Source organism: Streptomyces sp. NPDC002785, from assembly GCF_040295565.1.
Classification (GTDB): domain Bacteria; phylum Actinomycetota; class Actinomycetes; order Streptomycetales; family Streptomycetaceae; genus Streptomyces.
Genome location: NZ_JBEOVN010000136.1, coordinates 1 through 21,421, shown reverse-complemented (window position 1 = coordinate 21,421; position 21,421 = coordinate 1). Strand labels below are relative to the sequence as shown.

22 protein-coding genes are annotated in these 21,421 nt (G+C 67.6%); 11 read left to right on the top strand and 11 right to left on the bottom strand.

All coding sequences use genetic code 11. The features are described from left to right. Positions 1-224 precede the first annotated feature (224 nt). The 7 genes from ABTZ94_RS26275 to ABTZ94_RS26245 all read right to left on the bottom strand — a co-directional run bounded on the left by ABTZ94_RS26275 (position 225) and on the right by ABTZ94_RS26245 (position 8,068). Positions 225-821 carry a hypothetical protein gene (locus tag ABTZ94_RS26275; protein ID WP_351204049.1) on the bottom strand — a complete coding sequence of 199 codons (597 nt, stop codon included), beginning with the start codon at positions 819-821 and terminating at the stop codon, positions 225-227. Further along, complete coding sequence (locus ABTZ94_RS26270) at positions 818-3,154, bottom strand: alpha/beta hydrolase (protein ID WP_351204047.1); 2,337 nt, start codon at positions 3,152-3,154, stop codon at positions 818-820. Before ABTZ94_RS26270 ends, ABTZ94_RS26275 begins: the two co-directional genes overlap by 4 nt. 286 nt (positions 3,155-3,440) lie before the next feature. After that, positions 3,441-3,896: a hypothetical protein gene (locus ABTZ94_RS26265; protein WP_351204045.1), complete on the bottom strand. Its 456-nt coding sequence runs from the start codon at positions 3,894-3,896 to the stop codon at positions 3,441-3,443. Between the two features lie 101 nt (positions 3,897-3,997). Beyond that, positions 3,998-5,782 carry an alpha/beta hydrolase gene (locus ABTZ94_RS26260; protein WP_351204043.1) on the bottom strand — a complete coding sequence of 595 codons (1,785 nt, stop codon included), beginning with the start codon at positions 5,780-5,782 and terminating at the stop codon, positions 3,998-4,000. Then, positions 5,779-6,033 (bottom strand): hypothetical protein, encoded by a 255-nt coding sequence (locus ABTZ94_RS26255; RefSeq protein WP_351204041.1) that lies wholly within the window; start codon positions 6,031-6,033, stop codon positions 5,779-5,781. The genes ABTZ94_RS26260 and ABTZ94_RS26255 overlap by 4 nt, the downstream gene beginning before the upstream one ends. Positions 6,034-6,896: 863 nt before the next feature. After that, positions 6,897-7,529 (bottom strand): GNAT family N-acetyltransferase, encoded by a 633-nt coding sequence (locus ABTZ94_RS26250; protein WP_351204039.1) that lies wholly within the window; start codon positions 7,527-7,529, stop codon positions 6,897-6,899. 173 nt (positions 7,530-7,702) lie between these two features. After that, a complete protein-coding gene (locus ABTZ94_RS26245; RefSeq protein WP_351204037.1) occupies positions 7,703-8,068 on the bottom strand; it encodes an iron chaperone in 366 nt (121 codons plus the stop codon). 205 nt (positions 8,069-8,273) lie between these two features. Between ABTZ94_RS26245 and ABTZ94_RS26240 the strand changes: the two genes are divergently transcribed. Next, on the top strand, positions 8,274-8,960 hold the full coding sequence (locus tag ABTZ94_RS26240; protein ID WP_351204035.1) for a tyrosine-protein phosphatase: 687 nt from the start codon (positions 8,274-8,276) through the stop codon (positions 8,958-8,960). A 38-nt stretch (positions 8,961-8,998) separates the two neighbouring features. Here the strand turns inward: ABTZ94_RS26240 and ABTZ94_RS26235 are convergent, their stop codons facing one another. Both ABTZ94_RS26235 and ABTZ94_RS26230 read right to left on the bottom strand, forming a co-directional pair. Next, entirely contained in the window at positions 8,999-9,577 is a 579-nt protein-coding gene (locus ABTZ94_RS26235; protein ID WP_351204033.1) for a Uma2 family endonuclease, read from the bottom strand. Between the two features lie 185 nt (positions 9,578-9,762). Then, complete coding sequence (locus tag ABTZ94_RS26230; RefSeq protein WP_351204031.1) at positions 9,763-10,206, bottom strand: ATP-binding protein; 444 nt, start codon at positions 10,204-10,206, stop codon at positions 9,763-9,765. Between the two features lie 204 nt (positions 10,207-10,410). Between ABTZ94_RS26230 and ABTZ94_RS26225 the strand changes: the two genes are divergently transcribed. The 10 genes from ABTZ94_RS26225 (at position 10,411) to ABTZ94_RS26180 (ending at position 20,168) form a co-directional block, all read left to right on the top strand. Further along, the gene (locus ABTZ94_RS26225; protein ID WP_351204029.1) at positions 10,411-11,256 is read left to right on the top strand and encodes a helix-turn-helix domain-containing protein; all 846 of its coding nucleotides are present in this window, start codon (positions 10,411-10,413) and stop codon (positions 11,254-11,256) included. A gap of 11 nt (positions 11,257-11,267) precedes the next feature. Continuing rightward, a complete protein-coding gene (locus tag ABTZ94_RS26220; protein WP_351204027.1) occupies positions 11,268-11,459 on the top strand; it encodes a DUF397 domain-containing protein in 192 nt (63 codons plus the stop codon). Then, a complete protein-coding gene (locus tag ABTZ94_RS26215; RefSeq protein WP_351204025.1) occupies positions 11,452-11,697 on the top strand; it encodes a DUF397 domain-containing protein in 246 nt (81 codons plus the stop codon). The genes ABTZ94_RS26220 and ABTZ94_RS26215 overlap by 8 nt, the downstream gene beginning before the upstream one ends. Before the next feature lie 309 nt (positions 11,698-12,006). Next, on the top strand, positions 12,007-12,633 hold the full coding sequence (locus ABTZ94_RS26210; RefSeq protein WP_351204023.1) for a ribonuclease FAU-1 family protein: 627 nt from the start codon (positions 12,007-12,009) through the stop codon (positions 12,631-12,633). A gap of 284 nt (positions 12,634-12,917) precedes the next feature. Further along, positions 12,918-13,226: a DUF8827 family protein gene (locus ABTZ94_RS26205; RefSeq protein WP_018101695.1), complete on the top strand. Its 309-nt coding sequence runs from the start codon at positions 12,918-12,920 to the stop codon at positions 13,224-13,226. A 179-nt stretch (positions 13,227-13,405) separates the two neighbouring features. Continuing rightward, positions 13,406-14,281 carry a DUF8175 domain-containg protein gene (locus ABTZ94_RS26200; RefSeq protein WP_351204022.1) on the top strand — a complete coding sequence of 292 codons (876 nt, stop codon included), beginning with the start codon at positions 13,406-13,408 and terminating at the stop codon, positions 14,279-14,281. Beyond that, positions 14,271-15,644 (top strand): hypothetical protein, encoded by a 1,374-nt coding sequence (locus ABTZ94_RS26195; RefSeq protein WP_351204020.1) that lies wholly within the window; start codon positions 14,271-14,273, stop codon positions 15,642-15,644. The genes ABTZ94_RS26200 and ABTZ94_RS26195 overlap by 11 nt, the downstream gene beginning before the upstream one ends. Then, the gene (locus tag ABTZ94_RS26190; RefSeq protein WP_351204018.1) at positions 15,641-17,191 is read left to right on the top strand and encodes an SCO6880 family protein; all 1,551 of its coding nucleotides are present in this window, start codon (positions 15,641-15,643) and stop codon (positions 17,189-17,191) included. Before ABTZ94_RS26195 ends, ABTZ94_RS26190 begins: the two co-directional genes overlap by 4 nt. 42 nt (positions 17,192-17,233) lie before the next feature. Then, a complete protein-coding gene (locus ABTZ94_RS26185; RefSeq protein WP_351204016.1) occupies positions 17,234-18,652 on the top strand; it encodes an ATP-binding protein in 1,419 nt (472 codons plus the stop codon). A gap of 1 nt (position 18,653) precedes the next feature. Then, positions 18,654-20,168, top strand: a complete 1,515-nt coding sequence (locus ABTZ94_RS26180) for a type IV secretory system conjugative DNA transfer family protein (protein ID WP_351204014.1) — start codon at positions 18,654-18,656, stop codon at positions 20,166-20,168. 32 nt (positions 20,169-20,200) lie between these two features. On the opposite strand, the gene ABTZ94_RS26175 is transcribed toward ABTZ94_RS26180, so the two are convergent. Then, a complete protein-coding gene (locus tag ABTZ94_RS26175; protein ID WP_351204012.1) occupies positions 20,201-20,626 on the bottom strand; it encodes a DUF5959 family protein in 426 nt (141 codons plus the stop codon). A gap of 82 nt (positions 20,627-20,708) precedes the next feature. Then, positions 20,709-21,269, bottom strand: a complete 561-nt coding sequence (locus ABTZ94_RS26170) for a GNAT family N-acetyltransferase (protein ID WP_351204010.1) — start codon at positions 21,267-21,269, stop codon at positions 20,709-20,711. Positions 21,270-21,421 lie beyond the last annotated feature (152 nt).

Sequence of the window (21,421 nt, the reverse complement as noted above, 5' to 3'; positions counted from 1 at the left end):
CTGCCGGAACCGACGAGTCCGGCAGCAGCGGAGTACGTACCGACGACGAGCAGCGCCACGAAGCACATAGCCACGCCGACGCCGATGCCACCAACCACCCAGAATTTCCGCACCCCTCAACCATCCCCCATCGAGGCCCGGTTCATGAGCGGTTTCGTGGCTGTGTACGAATCATCCGGGTCGTCAGGGTCGGTGACCGGCCACTCCGGCGCACTGACCGGACATCAGGATGCCCCGGACGACCAGTAATCGGAGCGCACGTTGGGGCGTGGGATGGGGTAGACCCCCTCATAGGCAGGCCCGTTCGGCTTGGAGGTGGGGGCGGCGACCTTCGACTCCTTCACGCAGGGGCTGTCCGCTTCGAAGTACGCCTGCCCCTTGCCGCGGAAGCTCACACTGATGCCGAAGCCGGCCTTCGTCTGCGCGTAGACCGCCGGGAACTCCTTGTCGTTGTTCTTCGCCTTGATGCGGTACTCGCTCTCGCGCCAGAACTTCTCGACCTGGTCCAGGAAGCTCTGCCGGCGCTCCGCCGACACGATGGTCATCACGGTGCGCCTGCGCGTCACATCGCAGCTGCCCGTCGTCGTCGGGCCGTGCGCCCACTGCACCTCGGGGTCGATCTCCTTCAGTACGGCGTCGAGCATGCCGTCGGCGCGTTCGGCGGCCTCCTGCATGTTCATGCCGCTCTCCTTGGTGTCCTTGCTGCTTTTGCTGGTCCTGGCGCTCCCGCTGCCGCCCGATTGCCCGCTGTCGTTGCCGCAGCCGGACAGTGCGAAGCCGAAAGCCAGGGCCACCGCAACGATCTGGAACCTTCGCTTCATCGCTGTTCCTCCATCTTGAGCCTGTCGGAGTGTCCCGACACGATCAGAGCGATGCTGTCTGCCGACATAGCGTCTCGTACCGGATCGAAGTAGTTGGAGTGCGCGTCGAAGCTCACACCGCCGGTGCTGATCAGGGGCTGGCCGGGGGCCACCGGGAAGCGCGCGGCCCCGAAGTCCTTGCTCGCCGGGTCCTTGCCGAACCAGAGGTCGTCGTCACCCCGGTCGGCCAGGTCTCCGGCGATGTACGCACCGGCGGGGCCTCCCAGAATCATCCCCACCGCGCCCACGACGACCTGTGTCTTGGACGGGAGCTTGGTCACCGGGTCATTGGCCGCGGCACCGACGAAGACGTGCCCGCTGCCGACGCCGAGGTCCACGGCGCGGTCCACGCCCACCCCCGGACTGCCGACCAGGATGATGTCGTCCACTCCCGGAATACCGCCGTCGCGCTGCGTCGCGGCGCCCACGGTGCGTGAACCGTAGGAGTGCCCGATGGCCGTGATGTGCGGGTCCTTGTTCTGATTGGTGGCCGCGATGCCACCCATGAAGTCGCTGTAGGCCGCGCCGCCCTTCTCCGCCCGGCCGGTGCCCGCGACCGCCAGGCTGTGCAGCCCGTCCGGCGTCTGCGGTGCGTCGTATCCGAGCCAGACGATCGACGCGGTGGAGTCGTCGTAACCCTGGGCGCCGATCGCCGTGTCACGCGCACGCTTGAGGTCGTTCTTCGCGAATTCCTCGTCGAGGGAGGTGTTCAGCCCCGGGACATAGGCCGACACGTTCTTCGAGGTGTCGGGGTTCCCGTAGGAGACGATGGCCCGGCCGTTCCCCTCGTCGCTGATGCCGATCAGGTACATCGGCGGCTGGCTCCCCTCCTTCAGCTGCCGGTCGATCTCCTTCAACCCTGCCAGCTGGTCCTTCGATGTGGAGTCGGTCTTCCCCTCCAGCTTCGAGATCAGCTCCGGAAGGTTCTTCCTGTTGGCCGCGTCCCTGTCGGCCACCGGGATGCCGTCGAGAGAGCCGATCCGGTCCGGGGACAGCTCCAGGTACTGATCGCGCTGTTGCTGCGTCAGCCCGTTCCACCAGTCCCTGCGCTGGGCCGCGGTCGCATCGCGCGGAATACGGTCGTTCAGGTAGTCGCGCTCGGCGTCCCGTACCGCGGCCTCGACACGCGTACCGGAGCCGGGCAGCCCGGCAACGGCGCCGCCGCCCCCGCCGGACGCCTTGGTCATGTCCCAGGCGGCGGCAACGTACTTCCCCTTGTCCCACTTGTCGCTCGCGCCGCGTCCGGACTGGGCGTACTGATCGGCGATGCCCTTGGCGGTGTCGACGGGGTGGGAGACCGTCTCGACGACACCGCTGACGTCGCCCCACAGGCCGTCGTCGCCGACAACGCCGGTGAGGAAGTTGCCGTCCGAGGGGTGGGATGAGTTGGAGTCCGAGTTTTGTCTACCCGCGTCGACCTGTGTAGAAGAATCGCCGCTGGTCGAGCCGCCGGAACCGCCGGAGGTATCGGAGCCGCCGGAGCCGCCTGTGCCACCGGAGCCGCCTGTGCCGTCTGTGCCACCGGAGCCACCGGAGCCACCGGACGAGGCGGAGCCGCCGGAATCCGAGCCGCCGGATGCGTTGGACCCTCTGGATGTGTCCGAGCCGCCGGACCCCGTGCCCCCGGTCACGGTCGAGCCCTCGGATCCCGCACCGCCGGCGGAATCGGATCCGCCCCCGGTCGAGGTACCGCCGCCGTTACCCGCACCTGTGTCCTTGCCGGCGACCACACCGACATCGGGTGCCGGGCAGGCACTTCCGGTCAGTTGGCAGATCGCGTTCCGGATCTCCCCGGTCAGCTGCCCGCCGATTCCCGTCGCCACGAGCCCGCCGATGAGGGCCACGACCACGAGGATCATGCCCAGGTACTCCATCGCGGTCTGACCGGCGTCCCGACGCCACTTGATCATCCGCGCGAGGCTGAACGGCCGGTGCTCGGCGCGCTGTTCAGGACTGAGCCCGAACCAATCGCGCGAGCCTGACCGGAACAGCAGGACAACGACGGCAACCGGCATCACCAGTTGCGCCAGCCCCTGACCGCCGGTGTCCTCACTCAGTACCGCCAGGGCGCCGAGGGTGAGCCAGGCGTGCACGGCGAGGAGCCCGCGCCAGATCCAGACGCCGCCGGTCCGCATGTACAGCGACAGTACGAATCCGGTGACGCCGGGCAGTGCGGCGTACAGCACCATGCCCAGAAAGTGACCGTCCACCGCATCGACCGACGAGGCCACGACCAGCGCGTCGATCGCACCCAGTACAGTGACGACGAAGAGCAATCGGACGAGAATCAGCACCGCTTGCAGAGGGCGCGACAACGACTGTCTGCCCGGACGGTCCTCGGCAGCGCTTATGCCGGCGCCACCCGGAACCGCTAATTCTCGTATGCCAGACACAACGAGTCTCCCAGCTTTGTGAGTGGGCGCAGCGACAGTTCCCCCCGGTCTCTGTATGCGACCACACCAACACTGGGCGCGGCATGGGCCCCAGGACCCAATGCAGGACTCAAAGTCCAGCCTGGCCAGCCTGTCCCGTACCCCACCGACTGGCCTGATGTGGGCCATTGGGTGCTATGACGTGACGTCAGGGCGCTCCGGCGGACCAGAAGGCGGAGCGGACGTTGGGGCGGGGGAGGGGGTAGACGCCTTCGTAGGCGGGGCCGTTCGGCGGGGTGGTGGACTCGGCGACCTCCGACTCCTTCACGCAGGGACTGTCTACCTCGAAGAAGGCTTGCCCCTTGCCGCCAATACTGAGGCTGACACCGAAACCGTCCTTCGTTTGCGCGTAGATCGCCGGAACATCCACGTCTTTGTTAACGGCCTTGATCCTGTATCCGCTCTTACGCCAGAAGCGGTCCACCACGCCAAGGAAGCTGCCCCTGCGCTCCTTAGAGACAACAGTCATCACTACGCGCATGCGGGACACATCGCAACTCCCCGTACTAGTCGGCCCGTGCGCCCATTGGACTTCCGGCTTGATCTCTTTCAGTACTGCGTCAAGAATCCCGTCAGCATGGTCGGCTGCACCTTGCATGTTCATTTCTGCTCGCCTCCCCCGATCCGATGAAGTATAGGTATTCGCGCAACCGAATAAGGAAACGCAAAACAGCACCGCTACCGCCATCACCCGAAACGGATACCTCAACGGGGTTCCTCCATTTTGATTTCGCGGGATCTCCCAGTAGCGATCAACGCGATACTGTCCGCCGATACAGCATCTCGCTTCGGGTCGAAGTACTGAGAGTGGGCATCGAGAGAGAATCCATCACCACCAATCAGCGGTGGCCCTTCATTCACAGGGAATCGTCTCGCGCCAAACGCCCGACTCGCCGGGTCCTTGCCGAACCAAAGGTCGTCGTCTGCCTGATCGGCGATATCTCCCGCCACATAAGCGGCCTTCGGCCCACCAGCAACCAACCCCACCACACCCACAACGCTCTGCTGCTTGGACGGGAGTTTGGTCACCACATCATTTTCTGCGGCACCGACAAAGACGTGCTCCTTGCCCACACCAAGGCCCTCGGCGTGATCCACGCCCACCCCCGGACTGCCAACCAAGATGATGTCGTCAACTCCAGGAATCCCGCCATCATGCTGCGTTGCAGCCCCCACTGTGCGCGAACCGTATGAGTGCCCGATTGCCGTAAGGTGCGGGTCTCCAGTCCCGTTGGTTGCCGTGAGACCAGCCATGAATCCATTGAAAGATTTCCCACCCTTCTCGGCCCTTTCGTCACCCATGACAGATAGACTCGCTAGCCCATCCGGTGTCTGTGGTGCGTCATATCCGAGCCAGACGATCGCCGCACTGGAGTGATCGTACTTAGACGCACCCTTCGCCGTATCCCAGGCACGTTTGAGGTCATTTTTCGCAAAATCCTCATCCAGAGACGTGTTCAACCCCGGCACATACGCCGACACATTCCGTGCCGTATCCGGATTCCCGAACGAGACAATCGCCCGCCCATTCCCCTCATCCCCAATACCGAGCAGAAACATCGGAGGTTGCCGGCCCTCCCGCAACTGCCGGTCGATCTCCCGCAATCCCGCCAACTGCGTCTCCGCCTTCGGATCGTCCCGCCCCTCCAGCTTCCCCATCAGCAGCTGCAGGTTGTCCCGGTTCGCCGCGTCCCTCACCACAGCCGGAATGCCGTCCAAGTTGCCGATCTGGTCCGGGTACACCGCCAGGTACTCCTCGCGCTGCTCGTCCGTCAGGCCGGCCCACCATGCCTTCCGCTCGGCCGGTGAGGCATCGCGGGGGATGCCGTCTTTCAGGTAGCCGCGTGCCGCGTCCCGTACCGCGGCCGCGTCGCCCGCCGCGTCGGTCCACGTGGCGTCGGGGACCTTCAACCCCTCCTCGGCCTTCAACTTGCGCAGGATGCGGGCGTACCGCCAGTCGATCTCGGCCGCCGTCCGTACGGCCTTCGCCACCCGGTCCGCGATGTCCTGCGCCTTCGCCACGTTCGGGTTGGGCGCGACCAGACCCGAGGGCGGCAAGAGGCCGGGCGCCTCACCTACCGATGCCTTCCCGCCCGGCAGCGGCTTTCCGCCGATCAGATCCTCGCCCGCCGCCGGATACGTCACCGAGCCATCCGCGTGCACGGTGAATTTCAGGGACTGCGCATCGTCCAGCGCCTCCCGCAACGCCCGTTGCTGGGTACGCAGTTCATGGGCCAGGCTGTTCAGCGTCGTACGGAGCAATCCGCACTCCGTATAGACGTACTGCAGGTTCCGGCTCATCTGCTGCAGCCGCCCGACCGCCGCGTCCGCCGCCGCGCCCCGCTGCGAACCGCGCAATCCGGTCAGCAGTTGCCTCTCGATGCGGTCCCTGCCCGCGTCGGCGCGGTTGCTCGCCTTGCCCCATCCATCGGCCGCACCTTCTAGCTCACCGCACTTCAGGTCCCGTAACTGCGCCCACGTCAGGCTCATCGCTCGCCGCCCACTGCCACCGGCGCGAACGACGCCTTCACGATCTCGTCCGTCTCGCCCTGGGCCCGGGCGACGGCCCTCAACTTCCCGGCCAGGGCCCCGCACTCCCCCCGCGCGGCCTCGAACCGTCGCTCCCACGACTCCCGTACGGACCCCAGCTCCGCCAACGCGGTCAGACCGACGGTCCCCGCACGCAGGCCCTCATGCGCGATTTCCAGTTCCGACTTCACAGGCCCGAGGTGCGTAACCATTCCCTCCGCGCCCCCGGCAGCCCGCGTCCAGACCCCGCCGCTGTGTTTCAGTACGTCCCTGCCGCCGCCACCCGCTTCGCCCACCAGATCGCTCAGCCTCTGACGGCCCCCCGACTGTCCCACAACTGCCACTCCGGCCACCCCGCTCCGTCCTTGATCGTGGAGCGGCACTGTGCCAAATCTCGTGGGGGCGACACGCCACGCCCACAGGGGCCTCAAGGCGTAACACCCCCACAGGCCCGGCCTGTCGGGCTGTGCGGTTCACCCGAACGGGCTGCTGCCTTGGGACCGACTCCCGCCCGGCAGGCTTCGGCAGAGGGTGGCCGCCCCACGTCATTGTCCTGGCGTGAGTTGGCAGACACACGCACGAAGCGGCGAACGGGACGCAGGTGACGCGAGTTGTGGGAGTGCGCGGAGTGGGCAAGCAGCTCATGGGCAGCGAGATGCTGCACAGCGAGTGGTTTCCTGCCCTCTGCGGCGGGCTTCGGCACGCGGTCGAACTTTCCGCCTCCAGCAGCGACTTCGCAATGGGCCGCTACGAGGACCGGTTCCACCGGCCGGGCAGCTCTTGGGCGTGCGCGACCCCATGGCCAAAGTGTCCGATGTTACGGATGACTTCGACCTCGATCTGCTCCTCGCCTGGCGGCAGCAGGCAGCCGACGTCGGCCTCGCCATTCCCCCCCTGCCACCGGCCCCACCACCCTCGCCCGTTCCCCTCACGCCGTGCAGACGGCGCTGAATGTCCTGCAACGGTCCCGGTACTTCGCCGGTCTCTCGTTGCGTGCGCTGGTCTTCGAGCTGAAAACAGGTACGCCGCTATCTCCTCGATCCCGACCTGCGCACCGAGGCCCGCCGGAGCCTCGTCAGGCCGTTGGTTCCGGGTCGGCGGCCAAGCGGGCATGCAGGTGCTCGTCGTGGTACTCCCCGTCGCCGAAGCGGTGGGAGTCGCGCAGCGTTCCCTCGGGAAGGTAGCCACATCGGTCGGCCACCCGGCAGGAGGCCTCATTGCCGACCGCGTGGGCGATCTCGATCCGGCGGGCATCGGCGGTCCTGAAGCCCCAGCTGGTGACCGCCCTGGTCGCCCTGGTCGCCACGCTCCGTCCGCGCGCGGCCGGCAGCAGCCAGTAGCCGATCATCGCAAGGCCGTCCGCGCGGTCGACCCAGCGCAGCGTGAAACCGCCCAGCAGGGTTCCATCGGCTGCGGCCAGGGCGGCGAAAGAAGCGCTGGCACCGCGGTCCCAGCCTCCGTCGCGAGCTTCCAGCCAGGCCAGGGCGTCGCTGCGGTCGGCTGTCGCGAGAGGGTTCCAGAGGGCGATCAGTGGGTCCGCCGCGGCAGTGACCAGCCCGTCCAGCACCGCCTCCTGCTCGGCGGCCTCCCTGCCCCATGGGCGCAGCAGTACGTCCCCCAGGTCGATCGTGGTGCGGACGAAGGCCCGGCGGTCGGCAGGGTCCTGGGCAGCGGCTGCGGGCGCAGCGGCGGAGGTGGAGGCGCTCATGGCCCCCTTTCTATTCGACCGCCGAGCCCGCTGCCAGCCCTTTTCCCGTGATCACAGAAGTGCCGAGGCTTCCGGTACGTATCCAGTGGCCGCCAACTCGCGGGCGCGCGTACCTATTTCATGTTCATGCGGGACCAAAAACCCCGCTCAAAAAACCCGTTCAACAAGCCTGCTCAGCAGACCGCGCCAGAACCCGCCGCCGTGGCCCGGAGCAGATCCCGCACCAGCTCGTAGTCGACCGCTTCCGCCCGGCGGAAGCGCAGACAGCCCTTTCCCATGTCCTGCCCGGCCAGCCGCTCCGCGAACGCCTCGCGCACATCGCTGCGCATCACGTAGAAGGAGATGTACCGCTTCTGGGAGGCGAACGCGATCTCCACGGCGCCGTCCCGCTCGTACGTGGGCATCCCGTACGCCATGACCTCGTCGAACCCGGCCAGCTCCGCCCGGCACAGCTGCCGCAGCCTCGACAGGGCGTCCCGGCGCTCCTCGGGCACCTCGGCCAGGTACCCGGCCACGTCCTCCGCCTCGCTCCGCACCATGCGACAAGGCTAATGCGGTGACCGGAGGGACCGGCCGCCTGGTGGTCGCGTCCTGGGCCCTTGACCATTTGGCGGCAGAGGACCCTCGATGCTGACTGAGGCGTGAGGGGGGAGGGGAAGTGTGCGGTACGGGGCGTTGTGGCGGTTGTGCCGGGCCGAGCTGGGGTGTGCCGGCAAAGGGTGGTCAGGTCCGTAGTGTGTTGGCGTGATCGTTGATGAGGTGGGTGCGGGTCCGGCGCCGGTCAGTGTTCCGGGTGTGAGGAACTTCCGGGATGCAGGCGGCGTGGGGCCTGTACGCCGGGGCGTGCTGTACCGGTCCGGTGCGCTGAATGAACTGCTGCCCAAGGGCGCGCAGGCGCTGACGCGTCTGGGGGTGCGCACGGTCGTGGACCTGCGCAGTGTCCCTGAGGTGGCGGACCGGCCGGACGTGCGCCACGGTCTCGGCTTCGAGCATGTACACGTTCCGGTGTTCGTCGAGCAGAGATGGCCGGACGACCAGCTGGAGCTCTACCCCTTCATGGCTGAGCATGCGGGGCGTTCCGTCGTCGGTGTCATCCGCCGCCTTCTCTCCCCCGGCGGTCCGCCAGTGCTGGTTCACTGCGCCTCGGGAAAGGACCGAACCGGTGTCGTCGTGGCTGTCCTTCAGACGCTGCTGGGGGCGTCCGAGGAAGAGGTCACTACGGATTTCCTGTGCTCCAACGCCGAGCTGGGCCCGACCGGGCCCGCGACCTCGTCCGCAAGAGGACACGGCACGCGCCCTGTCGCCGCCACCCACCTCCTGCGAGCCATGGTCTGGATCCGCAGTCACCACGGCTCGGTCCCCGCCTATCTCCTCGCGCACGGAATCGAGGAGTCGGAACTGAGGGCCTTGCGAGACCTACTCGTGCGCTGACGGGGAAGGTTCGATCCGACTGGTCCCCGTTCGGCCGGCTATCCGGCGGCCCCGTACCGTGGGAACGAATCCGTGGCCACGACGAGACCAACCGGCCCTGGCAGCGGGATCTCTTCGCCGTACTTGCCCTCCGCCCTCTCCTGATACGCCCCGCCTTCAGGCCGTGTATGCAGAGCCCACGTGCCGTGCCGGGGATCGACGACCAGCAACACCGCGACCCCGGCAACGGCATACCAGTCGTTCTTCTGACCGATGTCCCTGGCCTTCTCCGACTGAGAAATGACTTCGACGGCGAGTTCGACGTCCCTCGGATCGATGAGCCAGTCGTCGGACTCCAGGAACTCTGCTGGGCACACGGTGAGATCAGGGGTGACGTAGTCGTCGGAGTCGTCAGGCATCTCGATCGACACCGCTTCGGCTGCCACCAGAGTGGCCGGCAGCACCGGGCGGATCGTCTGCTCAAGGCGGTAGATCACACCCGCGTGCTTTCCGCGCGGAGTCGGGGACATCACGAGATTTCCTCCCAAGACCTGCACGCGCAGACCTGTCGCTTCTTCGATCTGCTCAGCGATCTCGCGCAGATTCCCCGGACGCGGACGCAACGGCGGAACAGACATGGGTCGCGGCCTCCGTCTCAGCGAAGCGGGTGACGTACCTGCGAAGAACGCGTTCGGGGGAGGGCCCGTCTCACGCTCTGCGGTGGTCTCACCGTACTGCCAGAGGTACTCATACGCTTCGGACATCACGCCCCCATCGATCAGTGAGCCAGCAGCCCCCTTACACACAGTTACGGTAGGCCACCTCACTGACACCCCGGTTTCCACGCGCACTCCACCCAGAGCAGCTTCCCGCCCTGCCCCGGCAGCCCGCCGCGCATGGGGTACGCGCCCCAGCTCTCCGCATAGAGGGTGACGAGATAGAGCCCCCGCCCTCGCTCAGCGAGCTCCGCCGGGGCCTCGGCGCTCCATCGGAACGGGGCGGGGATGTGGGGGTTGGTGTCCCACACGCTCAGCCGGATACGGCTCCGCCCGGCGTCGCGCAGACGCAGGGAGTACGCCCCCGAGGAGTGCAGGTAGGCGTTGGTGACGAGCTCGCTCGCCAGCAGCTCGGCGGTCTCGATGAGTTCGGGCATGCCGTGCACGCGCAGGATGTTGCGCAGGGTCGCACGGGCCACGCCGGGGGCGCGGGGATCCTGCGGGAGTTGGAGGGTGTACGTCCAGGGCGGGGATACCGTGGCACTGACCATGGAAGTCTCCGATCACGGAGGGAAGTTGGAGGATGCACTTCGGGTTGCCCAGTGACGAGGCCGCTCCGTCGAGCGGGGCACTTCCGGGCGAGTGGCCTGGCATCCAAGGTAGCGACCAACAGCTAACGTGTTAACCGATTCCTGGCGAATCCATAAACTGACACCCTTGTGGGTGACTAGCCGCTCAAGGAGGCGAGCAAACCCGTGAGAACCAATCCAACGGGTCGTCAACTCCGGTTCGGCAGTGAGCTGCGCAAACTCCGTGAGTGTGCAGGACTCACTGCGACCCAGGCCGGTCAACTCCTGGGTGTGAAGCAGAACCAGATCAGCAACATGGAGGCTGGACGCATCGGCGTGAGCCTGGCGCGCCTACGTGCTCTGGCCAGCCAGTACGACTGCGCCGACAAGGACATGGTTGCCGCGCTGGGGAACATGACCTCCGACCGCACACGCGGGTGGTGGGAGGAGTACCGAGAGATTCTGCCCGCGTCGCTCCTCGACCTGGCGGAGATCGAGCACCACGCGCGTCGGCTGCGGACGGCCGTCACCGTTCACATCCCTGGCCTCTTCCAGACTGCGGAATACGCGCGCGAAGTCTTCCGCCAGGACGTACCCGAACTGTCGCCTCCCGACATCGAGCACCGCATCTCGTTCCGCATCAAACGGCAGGCCGTGCTCTTCAGAGAATCACCGACGCCGCATCAGGCCGTTGTCCATGAGGCCGCCCTACGTATGCAGTTCGGCGGTCCGACGGTGACCCGCAAGCAGCTTCAGCATCTTCTCGACATGAGCGAACGTGAGCACATCACTCTCCAGGTGATCCCATTCTCCGCGGGAACCATTGCCGGGTCGGGTCAGTCGATCTACTACTTCCTTGGACCGATTCCGCAGCTCGACACCGTCAACCTGGACCAGTCCCATGGTCCGGTTTTCCTCGACGCCGAGGCCCAGTTGGAGAAGTACCGCGTACTGCTCGGCCGCATGGAAGCCACCGCGTTGGACCGCGACAAGTCCAGGGACTTCATCCGCAACGTCGCCCGCGACCTGTGAAGGAACCCACCATGCCCGCTCCCGCTTGGCAGAAGTCGTCGTACTGCGCCCAGGGCAATTCCTGCGTGCACGTAGCCGCACCCGCCCCCGGCACCGTCAGCCTCACCGAAAGCAGTGACCCCACCGGAGCGATACTCCGCACCACACCCACCGCCTGGGCAGCCCTCGTACGCACCCTCAAGGAGAACCGCACCCATGGCTGACATCCCCACCGACCTCACCTGGATCCGCGCCGCCCCAGAAGGCGAGGAAGGCCCCGGCCCCTGGATCGAGATCGCCTTCGGCCCGGACGAACTCGTCCACCTCCGTGAGACCGACGACCCCACCAACATCGTCACGACCACCCAGGCCAAATGGGACGCATTCACCAAGGGTGTCCAGGCTGGCGAATTCGACCACTTCGCCGAGGATTACGACGGGACCCCACCCACTCGGCACTGACGCCGTCACACCGGCTCCCAGCTCCTCCCCCCGCGCGCGAGAACGTGACCCATCACGGGTCGACCATCACGTTCGCACCCAGTGCGGGGTGAGTACCCGGGGCCCGGGACCGAACGCCGCGCCCCCTCCTGCCCGAAGGATGACGCCACCTCCGCCTGTCGATTGGGTGCGACCGGACCCACGTCCTTCTTGCAACAACGGTTTTCGCAGCACCCACGGCGTGTCCGGTGCCGACAGGCGCCGGGCAATACGCCGAGGCACGCGTCGAGACGCGTGTCCGACCGCGCCACCGCGGGCATGATCCACGGCATGAACCACGAGCCGGGCCGGATACTCCGCTGGAACTTCTTCATCGGCGGCCATCTCAGCGCCTCGGTGCCCGTACGCCTCGTCGAGCGCACCGACAGGGGCCAGCTGGTGTGGATGGAGACCGGCACACCGATGTGGCGTACAAAGCTTCCGCGCGGGGCGCACCTACGGGACATCGCTCCGCACGAACGCCCGGCCGGCGGATACCCGGTGGTCGCCGACCGGTGGCCGATGGGCAGCGCGCTCTTCTACCAGCCGACCGGTGCCGCGCACTCCGTCCTCTGGCTCTTCGGCCGCAGACGGAAGTTCCGTGGCTGGTACGTAAATCTGGAGCGCCGGGTCCACCACGGCGACGACATCGACATCACCGACCACGAACTCGACATCAACGTGGCCCCGGACCGGAGCTGGCAGTGGAAGGACGAGCAGTCCTTCGCCGAGAAGACCGGTGACCCTGCCTACTGGTCGACCGACGAAGCGTCAGCCATCCGTAACGAGGGCACCTCGGTCGCACGGCTCGCCGAGGCCGGAACGTTTCCCTTCGACGGCACCTGGTGCGATTTCCGGCCGCCACCGACCTGGACGACACCACCCCGGCCACCCGCCCCACCCCACCCTCTGCTCTGACCAGCCACTGCGCTGACCAGCCCTGCGCAAAGGTCTCGGCCAGGGTGGCGGGATGGCAGTCATTGCCCGGGGTCACACCGCGTGATACACAGAGTAACCATACATATTCGGTCATACACCAATTCGATCCGCAGGTCAGGGCAGCCGGACCGGTCAAACGTGCGAGATTCGGGTAAAGAGAACCGCCAAGCCGTCGTACGAGAGCGGTTTCATCAGCGAAGATAGAGAGCGACCCGTGTCGTGTGGCAGGGGCAATGAACTACCCAACAGGGGCGGTGACTTACATGATCCTGGCAGCTGAAAAGGGCGACATCACCACCATCATCGGCGGAATCGCCCCGAATTGGGGGCCGTTCGGGACCTTGGGCAACGAGGCCCGCGTAATGATCGAGGTCGTGATGGCCATCGCCATCCTGCTCTGCCTCGGCATCGCGGTCTGGGGTGCGGCAAAGCAGCGCATCGGCGCGACGGCACTGCGTGACACGTTCAGTGCGGAACAGGGCAAGGGACTGATCGTCGCCGGTCTGACCGGTGTGTTCATCATCGGATCTCTGGGAACCCTGTTCACCATCGTCTACGGGATGGCCGTCTGACCGGCTGTCATCCCGCGCCAGGGGCAGTCCCGCCCACCCCCACACTATCCGTCCGTCGTGCCCACCGGCAGAGGTTGCGTCTCCCTGATGTCGAGTCACCACACCGCGCCCACGCGGGAACCCGCACGGCTACCGTCGTACTACCCGGTTCAGGAAACGGTTGAGGGGGCGTACGCGGCATGAGTCACGGCGACGAGAAGGGCTACGGCAGCAGCTCGGGTCGTACGGACGATGGATACAGCACCATCGGCGGTACGCGCCAGACCCGTACCCGCTTCCCCGACGGCGAGGGCGGCGACGGCTACAACACCCCCCGCCGCCCCGCCCGCAACTCCCGCTCCCTCGTCACAGTGGTTGGCGTGGTCGTCCTGCTGATCGCGGCTATCGCGTTCGCGAACATGGGTGGCGGTGGCGGTGGCGGAGACAGCAGCGGCGGCTCGGGGAACGGGGGGAGCAAGCCGGATTCGTCGTCCACGGCGGCCACGGGGACGAAGCCGGTTGATGGGAAGAACGGCACCATCGCGTCGGGCTTCGCCCACGACGACCAGGGTGCGCAGAGCGCTGCCGCGAACTACTCTGTGGCGCTCGGTTCGGCCGAGATGTTCGACAAGGCCAAACGGGACAGCATCCTCCACGCTGTCATCGCCCCGTCCGCCGTGAACGGATTCCGCACCACGCTCGATCAGGCCTACTCCACGGGTCTTTTCAAGAACCTCGGCCTCAACGACGACGGCTCCACCCCTACCGGCTTCACTTTTATCTCACGCACCACTCCCATCGGTACCAAGGTCACAAAGAGCTCCACTGACCAGGCCACTGTGGAGGTCTGGTGCACCGGACTGATTGGCCTGGCGGGCGAGGGTTCGACCAAGCCTGTAGCGGATGGTTGGTTCACCATCACCATGGAACTGAAGTGGGTCAGCGGCGACTGGAAGGCTGTCACTCACTCGCAGAAGGACGGCCCCGCTCCCGTGGGGGGCGATACACGGGCGTCCAGCGCCGACGAGATCGCCGGCGCGGTCAACGGGTTCGGAGGGTTCACCTATGCCCGATAGTCCACGTCGTCACGTGAGGTCTGTCGCAGCCCTGTTGGCAGCGGTACAGGTATCCGTCATCCTCCTGGCCACAAGAGTTTCCGCTGCTCCCACACCGACTCCTAGTCCCAGTGAGAGCAACAACGCTTGCGACCTCATCCACGGCCCCGCCAAGGACTACTGCGAAAACGGCGACGCAGGCGCCCCCAAAACCAACCCCTCCTCCACCCTCGACAACTCCCTGGACCCCCTCTCCTCCCTCGCCCGCGGCTGCGCCGACGCCGCCGCATGGATCGTCGGCAAGCTCAGCGAGGCCGTGAAGAGCACCGCCAACGTCGACTTCACGAACACCAAGTTCCTCCAGCAGTACGCGATCGTCTTCGCCGCCTCCACCGTCCTGACGCTCGTGCTGTGGCTGCTCGCCGTGGCCAAGCGGGCGATCCGTGGCGTGCCGCTGACCACCGCGATCTCCGAGGCCATCGGCTTCCTGTGGCTCACGGTCCTCGCCTCGGCGTTCACTCCGCTGATCCTCTACACCGTCGTCTCCGCGACCGACGGCGTCACCGAAATCATCGCCACCTCCTCCGGCGGGCAGACGGACGTCTTCTTCGGGTCGTTCGCCAAAGCGCTCAAGAAGGGCTCCGACATCGGCGGCGGACCGATCATGCTGATCGTCGTCTCGCTCGTGTCGATCCTCGCCGCGGGCATCCTCTGGCTGGAGCTCGTCATCCGGGCCGCACTCCTCTATGTCGGCGCCCTCCTCGGCACCGTCGTATACGCGGGGCTCGTCGACAAGAACATGTGGGGCCACGTACGCCGCTGGGCAGGCATCATGATCGCGGTGATCATGGTGAAGCCGGTCATCGTCGTCGTGCTCGGGCTGGCCGGCGCGCTCTCCCAGGACGAAGGGCCGAACGCGTTCTCCGCCGTCGTGTCCGGTCTCGCCATCATCCTGCTCGCGATCTTCGCCTCCGCGATGATCTACCGGTTCGTCCCCGGCTTCGGCGACGAGATCCAGGGCGCCCGCACCAACCGCAAGCAGGCCACCGACGGCTCCCAGGCCGCCGCCATGATCAGCTCCCCTGCCGCTCTCGTCTCCCAGGGCATCAAGACCCACAGCAGCCGCAGCGGCCAGAACGGCGGCGACAGCGGCAGCGGCGGCGGTCGGCCCGCCAACCCGATCAGCGGCGGTGTCGCCGCGCACAGCTCCCGAAACTCCGGCGGCGGAAGCGGAAGCGGAGCCGGCGGCGGATCCGTCCCCGCCGCACCCCCGCCCCGCAGCGGATCGGGGCCGACCTCCGGCACCCCGCACGGCAGCCGCGCCCCCCGAGGCGGCGGATCAGGCAGTTCAGGTAACAACAGCACAGGAGGTGGAGGGCGTTGACGACTCAGTCCCACACGATCGCGCCCCGCCGTACGTATCTCATCGGCCGGGCCCGGCCGAACGCGATCGTCGGCAAGAACCGGGAGACCGGCGAAATCGCGCTGATCATCGTCGGAGCGTTCCTCGGCATGATGAGCGGGCTGGTCGTCCCCTACCTGGGCCCGCGGATCGTCCTGCTCGTCGGCTTCCCCCTCCTCGCCCTCGCGATCGTGTACCTCCCGTACAAGCACCGCACCTTCTACAAGTGGTTCGAAATCAACCGCAGCTACAAACGCTCCCTGCGTCGCGGTACGGCCTACCGCTCCTCCGCCATGGAGGCGGGCGTCGGGGCCGACGGGCGCGAGGTCGAGATCGGACCGCCCCCCGGCATCGGCCGGATCAACTGGCTCGCCGCCCCCTTCGGCCCGGACGAGATCGCCGTACTCCTGCACGCCGACCGCCGCACCGTAACCGCGGCGATCGAGATCGAGGGCCCCGGCGTCGGGCTGCGCGACAGCGAGGACCAGGAAGCGCTCGTCGACCGGTTCGGCACGCTGCTGAAGCATGTTGCCAACGGCGACGGCTTCGTGACCCGCATTCAGATGCTGGCCCGTACCCTCCCCGCCGACCCGGACGCCCACGCCAAGGACGTCGCCCAGCGCGGCGACAAAACGTCCCCGGGCTGGCTGCAGGAGTCCTACGACCAGCTCCAGTCCATGGTCTCCACCTCCAGCGAGCAGCACCGCGCCTACCTCGTGGCCTGCATGCACTTCACCCGTGAGCTGGCAGCCGAGGCCAACGCCATGGCCCGCGCCGCCCGTCCCACGGTCGGCCGCAAGCTGGACCGCGACGCGGGCCTCGCCGTCGTCATGGCGCGCGAGCTCACCGACATCTGCGCCCGTCTCGCCGAGGCCGACATCCGGGTGCGCCAGCCGCTCGGCCAGAGCCGGCTCGCCTCCCTCGTGCACTCGATGTACGACCCCGACCACCCCATCGACCACATCCAGGCCATGACCAAGCGCAACGCCTGGCCGGCCGAACTGGACGCGGTCGAGCCGACGTTCCTCCAGGCCAAGACCCGCGAGTCGGCCACCCGCGCGCCCTGGTGCCACTCCACGGCCTGGGTGAAGGAGTGGCCGATGACACCCGTCGGCGTCAACTTCCTGGCCCCGCTCCTCGTCCACACACCCGATGTGATCCGTACGGTCGCAGTCTGCATGGACCTCGAACCCACCGAGGTCGCCATCGAGCGGATGCTCACCGAGAAGACCAATGACGAGGCGGAAGCCAGCCGTCAGGCCAAGATGAACCGCACCGTCGACCCGCGCGACATCGCCGCGCACGGTCGGCTCGACCAGCGGGGTGAAGATCTCGCGAGCGGCGCGGCCGGAGTGAACCTGGTGGGGTACATCACCGTGTCCTCGCGTTCACCCGAATCCCTCGCCCGCGACAAGCGGACGATCCGGGCCTCGGCCGGAAAGTCGTACCTCAAGCTGGAGTGGTGCGACCGCGAGCACCACCGCGCCTTCGTGAACACCCTGCCGTTCGCCACCGGCATCCGTCGCTAGCCGCAATCAACCGAGAGAAACGAGAGGGAGGTCGGTCACGCCATGCGAGATCCGCTGTCCGCGCTGTCGGACGCCTTCACCGCCTTCCTCTTCGGGAAGGTGGAGACGACAAGGCTGCCCGTCCGTACGTCGACCGGACAGGCCCAGGCCGTCTATCTGCCCACCGCGGCCCCCGGCCTCGGCGACTCCGGCGTGATCATCGGCCGTGAGGTGTACTCCGGCAAGGGCTACATCTACGACCCCTTCCAGCTTTACGGACAGCAGCTGCCCGCCCCGCACTGGCTGGTGCTCGGCGAGTCCGGCAACGGCAAGTCCGCGCTGGAGAAGACGTACGTGCTCCGCCAGCTCCGCTTCCTCGACCGCCAGGTCGTCGTCCTGGACGCCCAGGGCGAGGACGGTGTCGGCGAATGGAACCTCATCGCCCAGGAGCTCGGCCTCACGCCGATCCGGCTCGACCCGACCTCCGCACTCAACGGCGGCATCCGGCTCAACCCGCTCGACCCCACGATCACCACGACCGGCCAGCTCGCCCTGCTCCGCACGATCATCGAGGTCGCCATGGGGCATGGCCTGGACGAACGGTCCGGCTTCGCCCTGAAGGTCGCCCACGCATACGTCAACGAGACGATCACCGACCGGCAGCCGGTCCTGACCGACATCGTCGACCAGCTGCGCCACCCGGAGCCCGAGTCCGCAGAGGCGATGAACGTCGACATAGATGACGTACGGGCCTGGGGCCTCGATGTCGCCCTCGTCCTGGACCGCCTGGTCGACGGTGACCTGCGGGGCATGTTCGACGGACCGACGAGCGCCGGCATCGACCTCGATGCCCCGCTGATCGTCTTCGACCTCTCGCACATCGACCGGAACTCGATCGCGATGCCGATCCTGATGGCGATCGTCGGCGTCTGGCTGGAACACACCTGGATCAGGCCCGACCGGAAGAAACGCATCTTCCTGGTCGAGGAGGCCTGGCACATCATCAACTCGCCCTTCGTGGCCCAGCTCTTCCAGCGCCTGCTGAAGTTCGGGCGACGGCTGGGTCTGTCGTTCGTGGCCGTCGTCCACCACCTGAGCGATGTCGTCGACGGAGCGGCGGCCCGCGAGGCCGCGGCGATCCTCAAGATGGCCTCGACCCGCACGATCTACGCCCAGAAGGCCGACGAGGCCAGAGCGACAGGACACGTGCTCGGCCTGCCCCGATGGGCGGTCGAGATCATCCCGACCCTCACCCCCGGCATCGCGGTCTGGGACGTCAACGGCAACGTCCAGGTGGTCAAACACCTGATCACCGAGGCGGAGCGTCCCCTGGTCTTCACCGACCGCGCGATGACCGAGTCCTCCGCGGCCGAACTCCTCCCCGAGGACGTACGCGCCGCCGAGCTGGAGGCGGAGCAGCGCGCGGCACGGATCGAGCACCAACAACGACTGAACGAGTCGTCCGAGTCAACGGTGGCATGACATGGCGGGGCGCGGTGAGGTACGTACTGGCGGCAGCGGAGGCGGCGGAGGCATCCCGGACGGTCTCCTGATCGGCCTGCTGGCCTTCCTGCTCGGGCTGACGCTGCTGGCATGGACGGCCACCGGCCTGGCCGGACTGTTCGCGCACGGCGCCTGGCCGGAGGGGGTCACCCTCGCCGAGACACCCTTGGCGATGCGTCAACTCGTCGCCACACCCCACGACCTCCCGGCCGCCTGGCCGAACACCCCGGCGGGCGAGCTCTCCGGGTACGGGCTGTTCTGGGGCCTGTTCATAGGCGAACTGATGGTGCTGCTGGTACTGACGGTCTTCGTGATAGGGGTGGTGACCCGCTGGCGGATGGTGCGGGCACGGCAGCGGAGCGAACGGTACGGGGACGCGGACGGGCCCGTACGGTCCCAGCAGCAGGAGCCCCGGCCCGAGGCCCAGACCCCACCGCAGACCGAGCCGAAGCCGGAGCCGGAGCCCCAACCGGCGGCCCATTCCCCACAACCCGCACCCGCACCCGTTCCCGTTCCCGTTCCCGTTCCCCTGGAGCACACACCGCCCGAGACCGCCCTCCCCACGCTCCTCTCCCCCCGCGCCCCCCTCGTCGTCTACGGACCGGCCGCCACCCGCCGCCCCACCATCCTCCAGGCGGTCCAGGAGGCCGACGGGCCCGCGCTCGTCGTCACCTCCGACCCCACCGTCTGGGCCGAGACGAAGGACGCCCGCGCCAAGCTCGGCCCGGTCCTCGTCTACGATCCGGGACACCTCTGCGACACCCCGGCCCGCCTCCACTGGTCCCCCACGGCCGGCTGCGAACGACCCGACACGGCCGCCGCCCGCTCCACCGCACTTCTCGCCCCGGTCCGACCGCAGGCCCGTATCGACACGACGACGGCCGACACCGCGGAAACCCTCCTGAAGTGCTGGCTGCACGCCGCCGCCATCGACGGCCGCCCTTTCCGCCAGGTCCACCGCTGGGCCCTCGGCGGCAGCGCCCACGAACCCGTGCGCCTGCTCCGTACCCACCCCAAGGCGGCCTCCGGGCTCGCCGGCGTGCTGGAATCCGCACTCACCGCCCATCCCGAACGCCGCGAGATGGCACAGGAATTGACGGTACGGGCCTTCGCCGCGCTCTCCTCGGTCCACATCCGCGAGGCCTGCACACCGAACCGGGCCGACTCGCTCACGCTGGAATCTTTTGTCGGCGAGGGGGGCACCCTCTATGTGGTGGGTGAACCGATCGAGGATCCCCGCTCGGGCCCCGGAGCAATGCCCCTGCTCACGGCGCTCGCCTCGCACGTGGTCGAGCACGGCCGCCGCTTGGCCGCACGGTCAACCGACGGTCGGCTCGACCCACCAATGACGCTCGTACTCGACGACGTCGCCGCGGTGGCGCCCCTCCCCGGGCTCCCGGAGCTGCTGTCGACCGGCCAGGACCAGGGCCTGCCGACGCTCGTCCTGCTCCGCTCGAAGGAACAGGCCCGGGCCCGCTGGTCGTCCCCCCTCTGAGCCCCCTCGTCCGCCAGCGACGGCTTGCTTCACTACTCCGACAGCATCGGAACCCAGTGCGCTGTCACCTGATGCAGACGCTGCCGGTGATCCGCGATCCAGTCGTCCGGAGGGACGAGCGGCACGCGCACGATAACCATGGACCCCTCGTCCTCGACGACTACCTCCGGGCAGTCCCGCTCGCCACTGAGCTGGACGGAGAAGGACGGCCCCCTGTCCCACTCCATCCAGGCGGCATCCTCGCCGGCGTCGAGTCTGTTCAGCGCATCGCCCCAGCTTTCCAGCTTCGAGACGGACAGCACCAAGTCGATACGGCCGGACACGAAGGGCGTCCTGACGACGATCTCGGCAGCGAGTCCGGCAGCCCATCCGGGCTGGCGGCCCAGAATATTGACAGCGACGCTGTTCCCCTCGTCATCGGCAAGGGAGACAAGCTCACTCGGTGCGACATCGGCCATGGCTGCCCTTTCACTGGCGCGTACAGAGAGACCGTCTCCCTGCCAGGGATGAATGCCCTTCAGGGAGTCGGGGCCGTGGGCATCAGGCGGGCCGGACGATCTCGTACTCCAGCTCCAGCGCCGTCGGATCGTCCGGTACGGCAAGGGTCTCCCCGGTCGGCGCGAAACCGAACCGGCGGTAGAAGGCAGCGGCCCGCGGGTTGTTCCCGTGCACATAGAGGCGTACGCGCCGGATCCGCGGCTCGCCCAGTGACCACGCCCAGTCGACCCCGGCCCGGAACAGCTGCTCGGCAAGCCCGGCGCCGCGCGCCTCGGGCCGCACGAAGACCCCGACCACATGGGCCTGGTCGACCTTGGCGGGCTCACCGAACCGCAGATCCCCGTCCGGTCGCTCGATGAGCACGCTGATCGTGCCGGCCCAACTCCCATCGGGTGCCTCGGCGATGAACTGACGTGCCTCGTCGCCACTGGACTCCGCCCCACCGGCCGCGCGCCCCTGCCAGAACTCGTCGGGCTGAGCCACGCCCTGCTCGTACGTCTCCAGGAACGCCACCGGAGCCGCGGGATCCTGCAGGGCGGCGAGCCGTATGTCCTTGACCAGCGCCCATTCCTCGGCGAGTACAGGGCGAATCACATAGTTCATACACCGATCCTCTCCGAGCGTTCCGCCGCGAGCAATCGAATTCGGCCCGTGAACGCAGAAAAGCCCCGCACCAGAGGTGCGGGGCTTTCCCGGAATAATTGTTCGGCGGCGTCCTACTCTCCCACAGGGTCCCCCCTGCAGTACCATCGGCG

What these genes read in the sequence shown, in the direction of transcription:
- ABTZ94_RS26275 (WP_351204049.1), bottom strand. Translation starts at nt 821, where the DNA reads ATGAAGCGAAGGTTCCAGATCGTTGCGGTGGCCCTGGCTTTCGGCTTC.
- ABTZ94_RS26265 (WP_351204045.1), bottom strand. Translation starts at nt 3,896, where the DNA reads ATGAACATGCAAGGTGCAGCCGACCATGCTGACGGGATTCTTGACGCA.
- ABTZ94_RS26260 (WP_351204043.1), bottom strand. Translation starts at nt 5,782, where the DNA reads ATGAGCCTGACGTGGGCGCAGTTACGGGACCTGAAGTGCGGTGAGCTA.
- ABTZ94_RS26255 (WP_351204041.1), bottom strand. Translation starts at nt 6,033, where the DNA reads ATGGTTACGCACCTCGGGCCTGTGAAGTCGGAACTGGAAATCGCGCAT.
- ABTZ94_RS26250 (WP_351204039.1), bottom strand. Translation starts at nt 7,529, where the DNA reads ATGAGCGCCTCCACCTCCGCCGCTGCGCCCGCAGCCGCTGCCCAGGAC.
- ABTZ94_RS26245 (WP_351204037.1), bottom strand. Translation starts at nt 8,068, where the DNA reads ATGGTGCGGAGCGAGGCGGAGGACGTGGCCGGGTACCTGGCCGAGGTG.
- ABTZ94_RS26235 (WP_351204033.1), bottom strand. Translation starts at nt 9,577, where the DNA reads ATGTCTGTTCCGCCGTTGCGTCCGCGTCCGGGGAATCTGCGCGAGATC.
- ABTZ94_RS26230 (WP_351204031.1), bottom strand. Translation starts at nt 10,206, where the DNA reads ATGGTCAGTGCCACGGTATCCCCGCCCTGGACGTACACCCTCCAACTC.
- ABTZ94_RS26220 (WP_351204027.1), top strand. Translation starts at nt 11,268, where the DNA reads ATGCCCGCTCCCGCTTGGCAGAAGTCGTCGTACTGCGCCCAGGGCAAT.
- ABTZ94_RS26215 (WP_351204025.1), top strand. Translation starts at nt 11,452, where the DNA reads ATGGCTGACATCCCCACCGACCTCACCTGGATCCGCGCCGCCCCAGAA.
- ABTZ94_RS26210 (WP_351204023.1), top strand. Translation starts at nt 12,007, where the DNA reads ATGAACCACGAGCCGGGCCGGATACTCCGCTGGAACTTCTTCATCGGC.
- ABTZ94_RS26205 (WP_018101695.1), top strand. Translation starts at nt 12,918, where the DNA reads ATGATCCTGGCAGCTGAAAAGGGCGACATCACCACCATCATCGGCGGA.
- ABTZ94_RS26200 (WP_351204022.1), top strand. Translation starts at nt 13,406, where the DNA reads ATGAGTCACGGCGACGAGAAGGGCTACGGCAGCAGCTCGGGTCGTACG.
- ABTZ94_RS26195 (WP_351204020.1), top strand. Translation starts at nt 14,271, where the DNA reads ATGCCCGATAGTCCACGTCGTCACGTGAGGTCTGTCGCAGCCCTGTTG.
- ABTZ94_RS26185 (WP_351204016.1), top strand. Translation starts at nt 17,234, where the DNA reads ATGCGAGATCCGCTGTCCGCGCTGTCGGACGCCTTCACCGCCTTCCTC.
- ABTZ94_RS26180 (WP_351204014.1), top strand. Translation starts at nt 18,654, where the DNA reads ATGGCGGGGCGCGGTGAGGTACGTACTGGCGGCAGCGGAGGCGGCGGA.
- ABTZ94_RS26175 (WP_351204012.1), bottom strand. Translation starts at nt 20,626, where the DNA reads ATGGCCGATGTCGCACCGAGTGAGCTTGTCTCCCTTGCCGATGACGAG.
- ABTZ94_RS26170 (WP_351204010.1), bottom strand. Translation starts at nt 21,269, where the DNA reads ATGAACTATGTGATTCGCCCTGTACTCGCCGAGGAATGGGCGCTGGTC.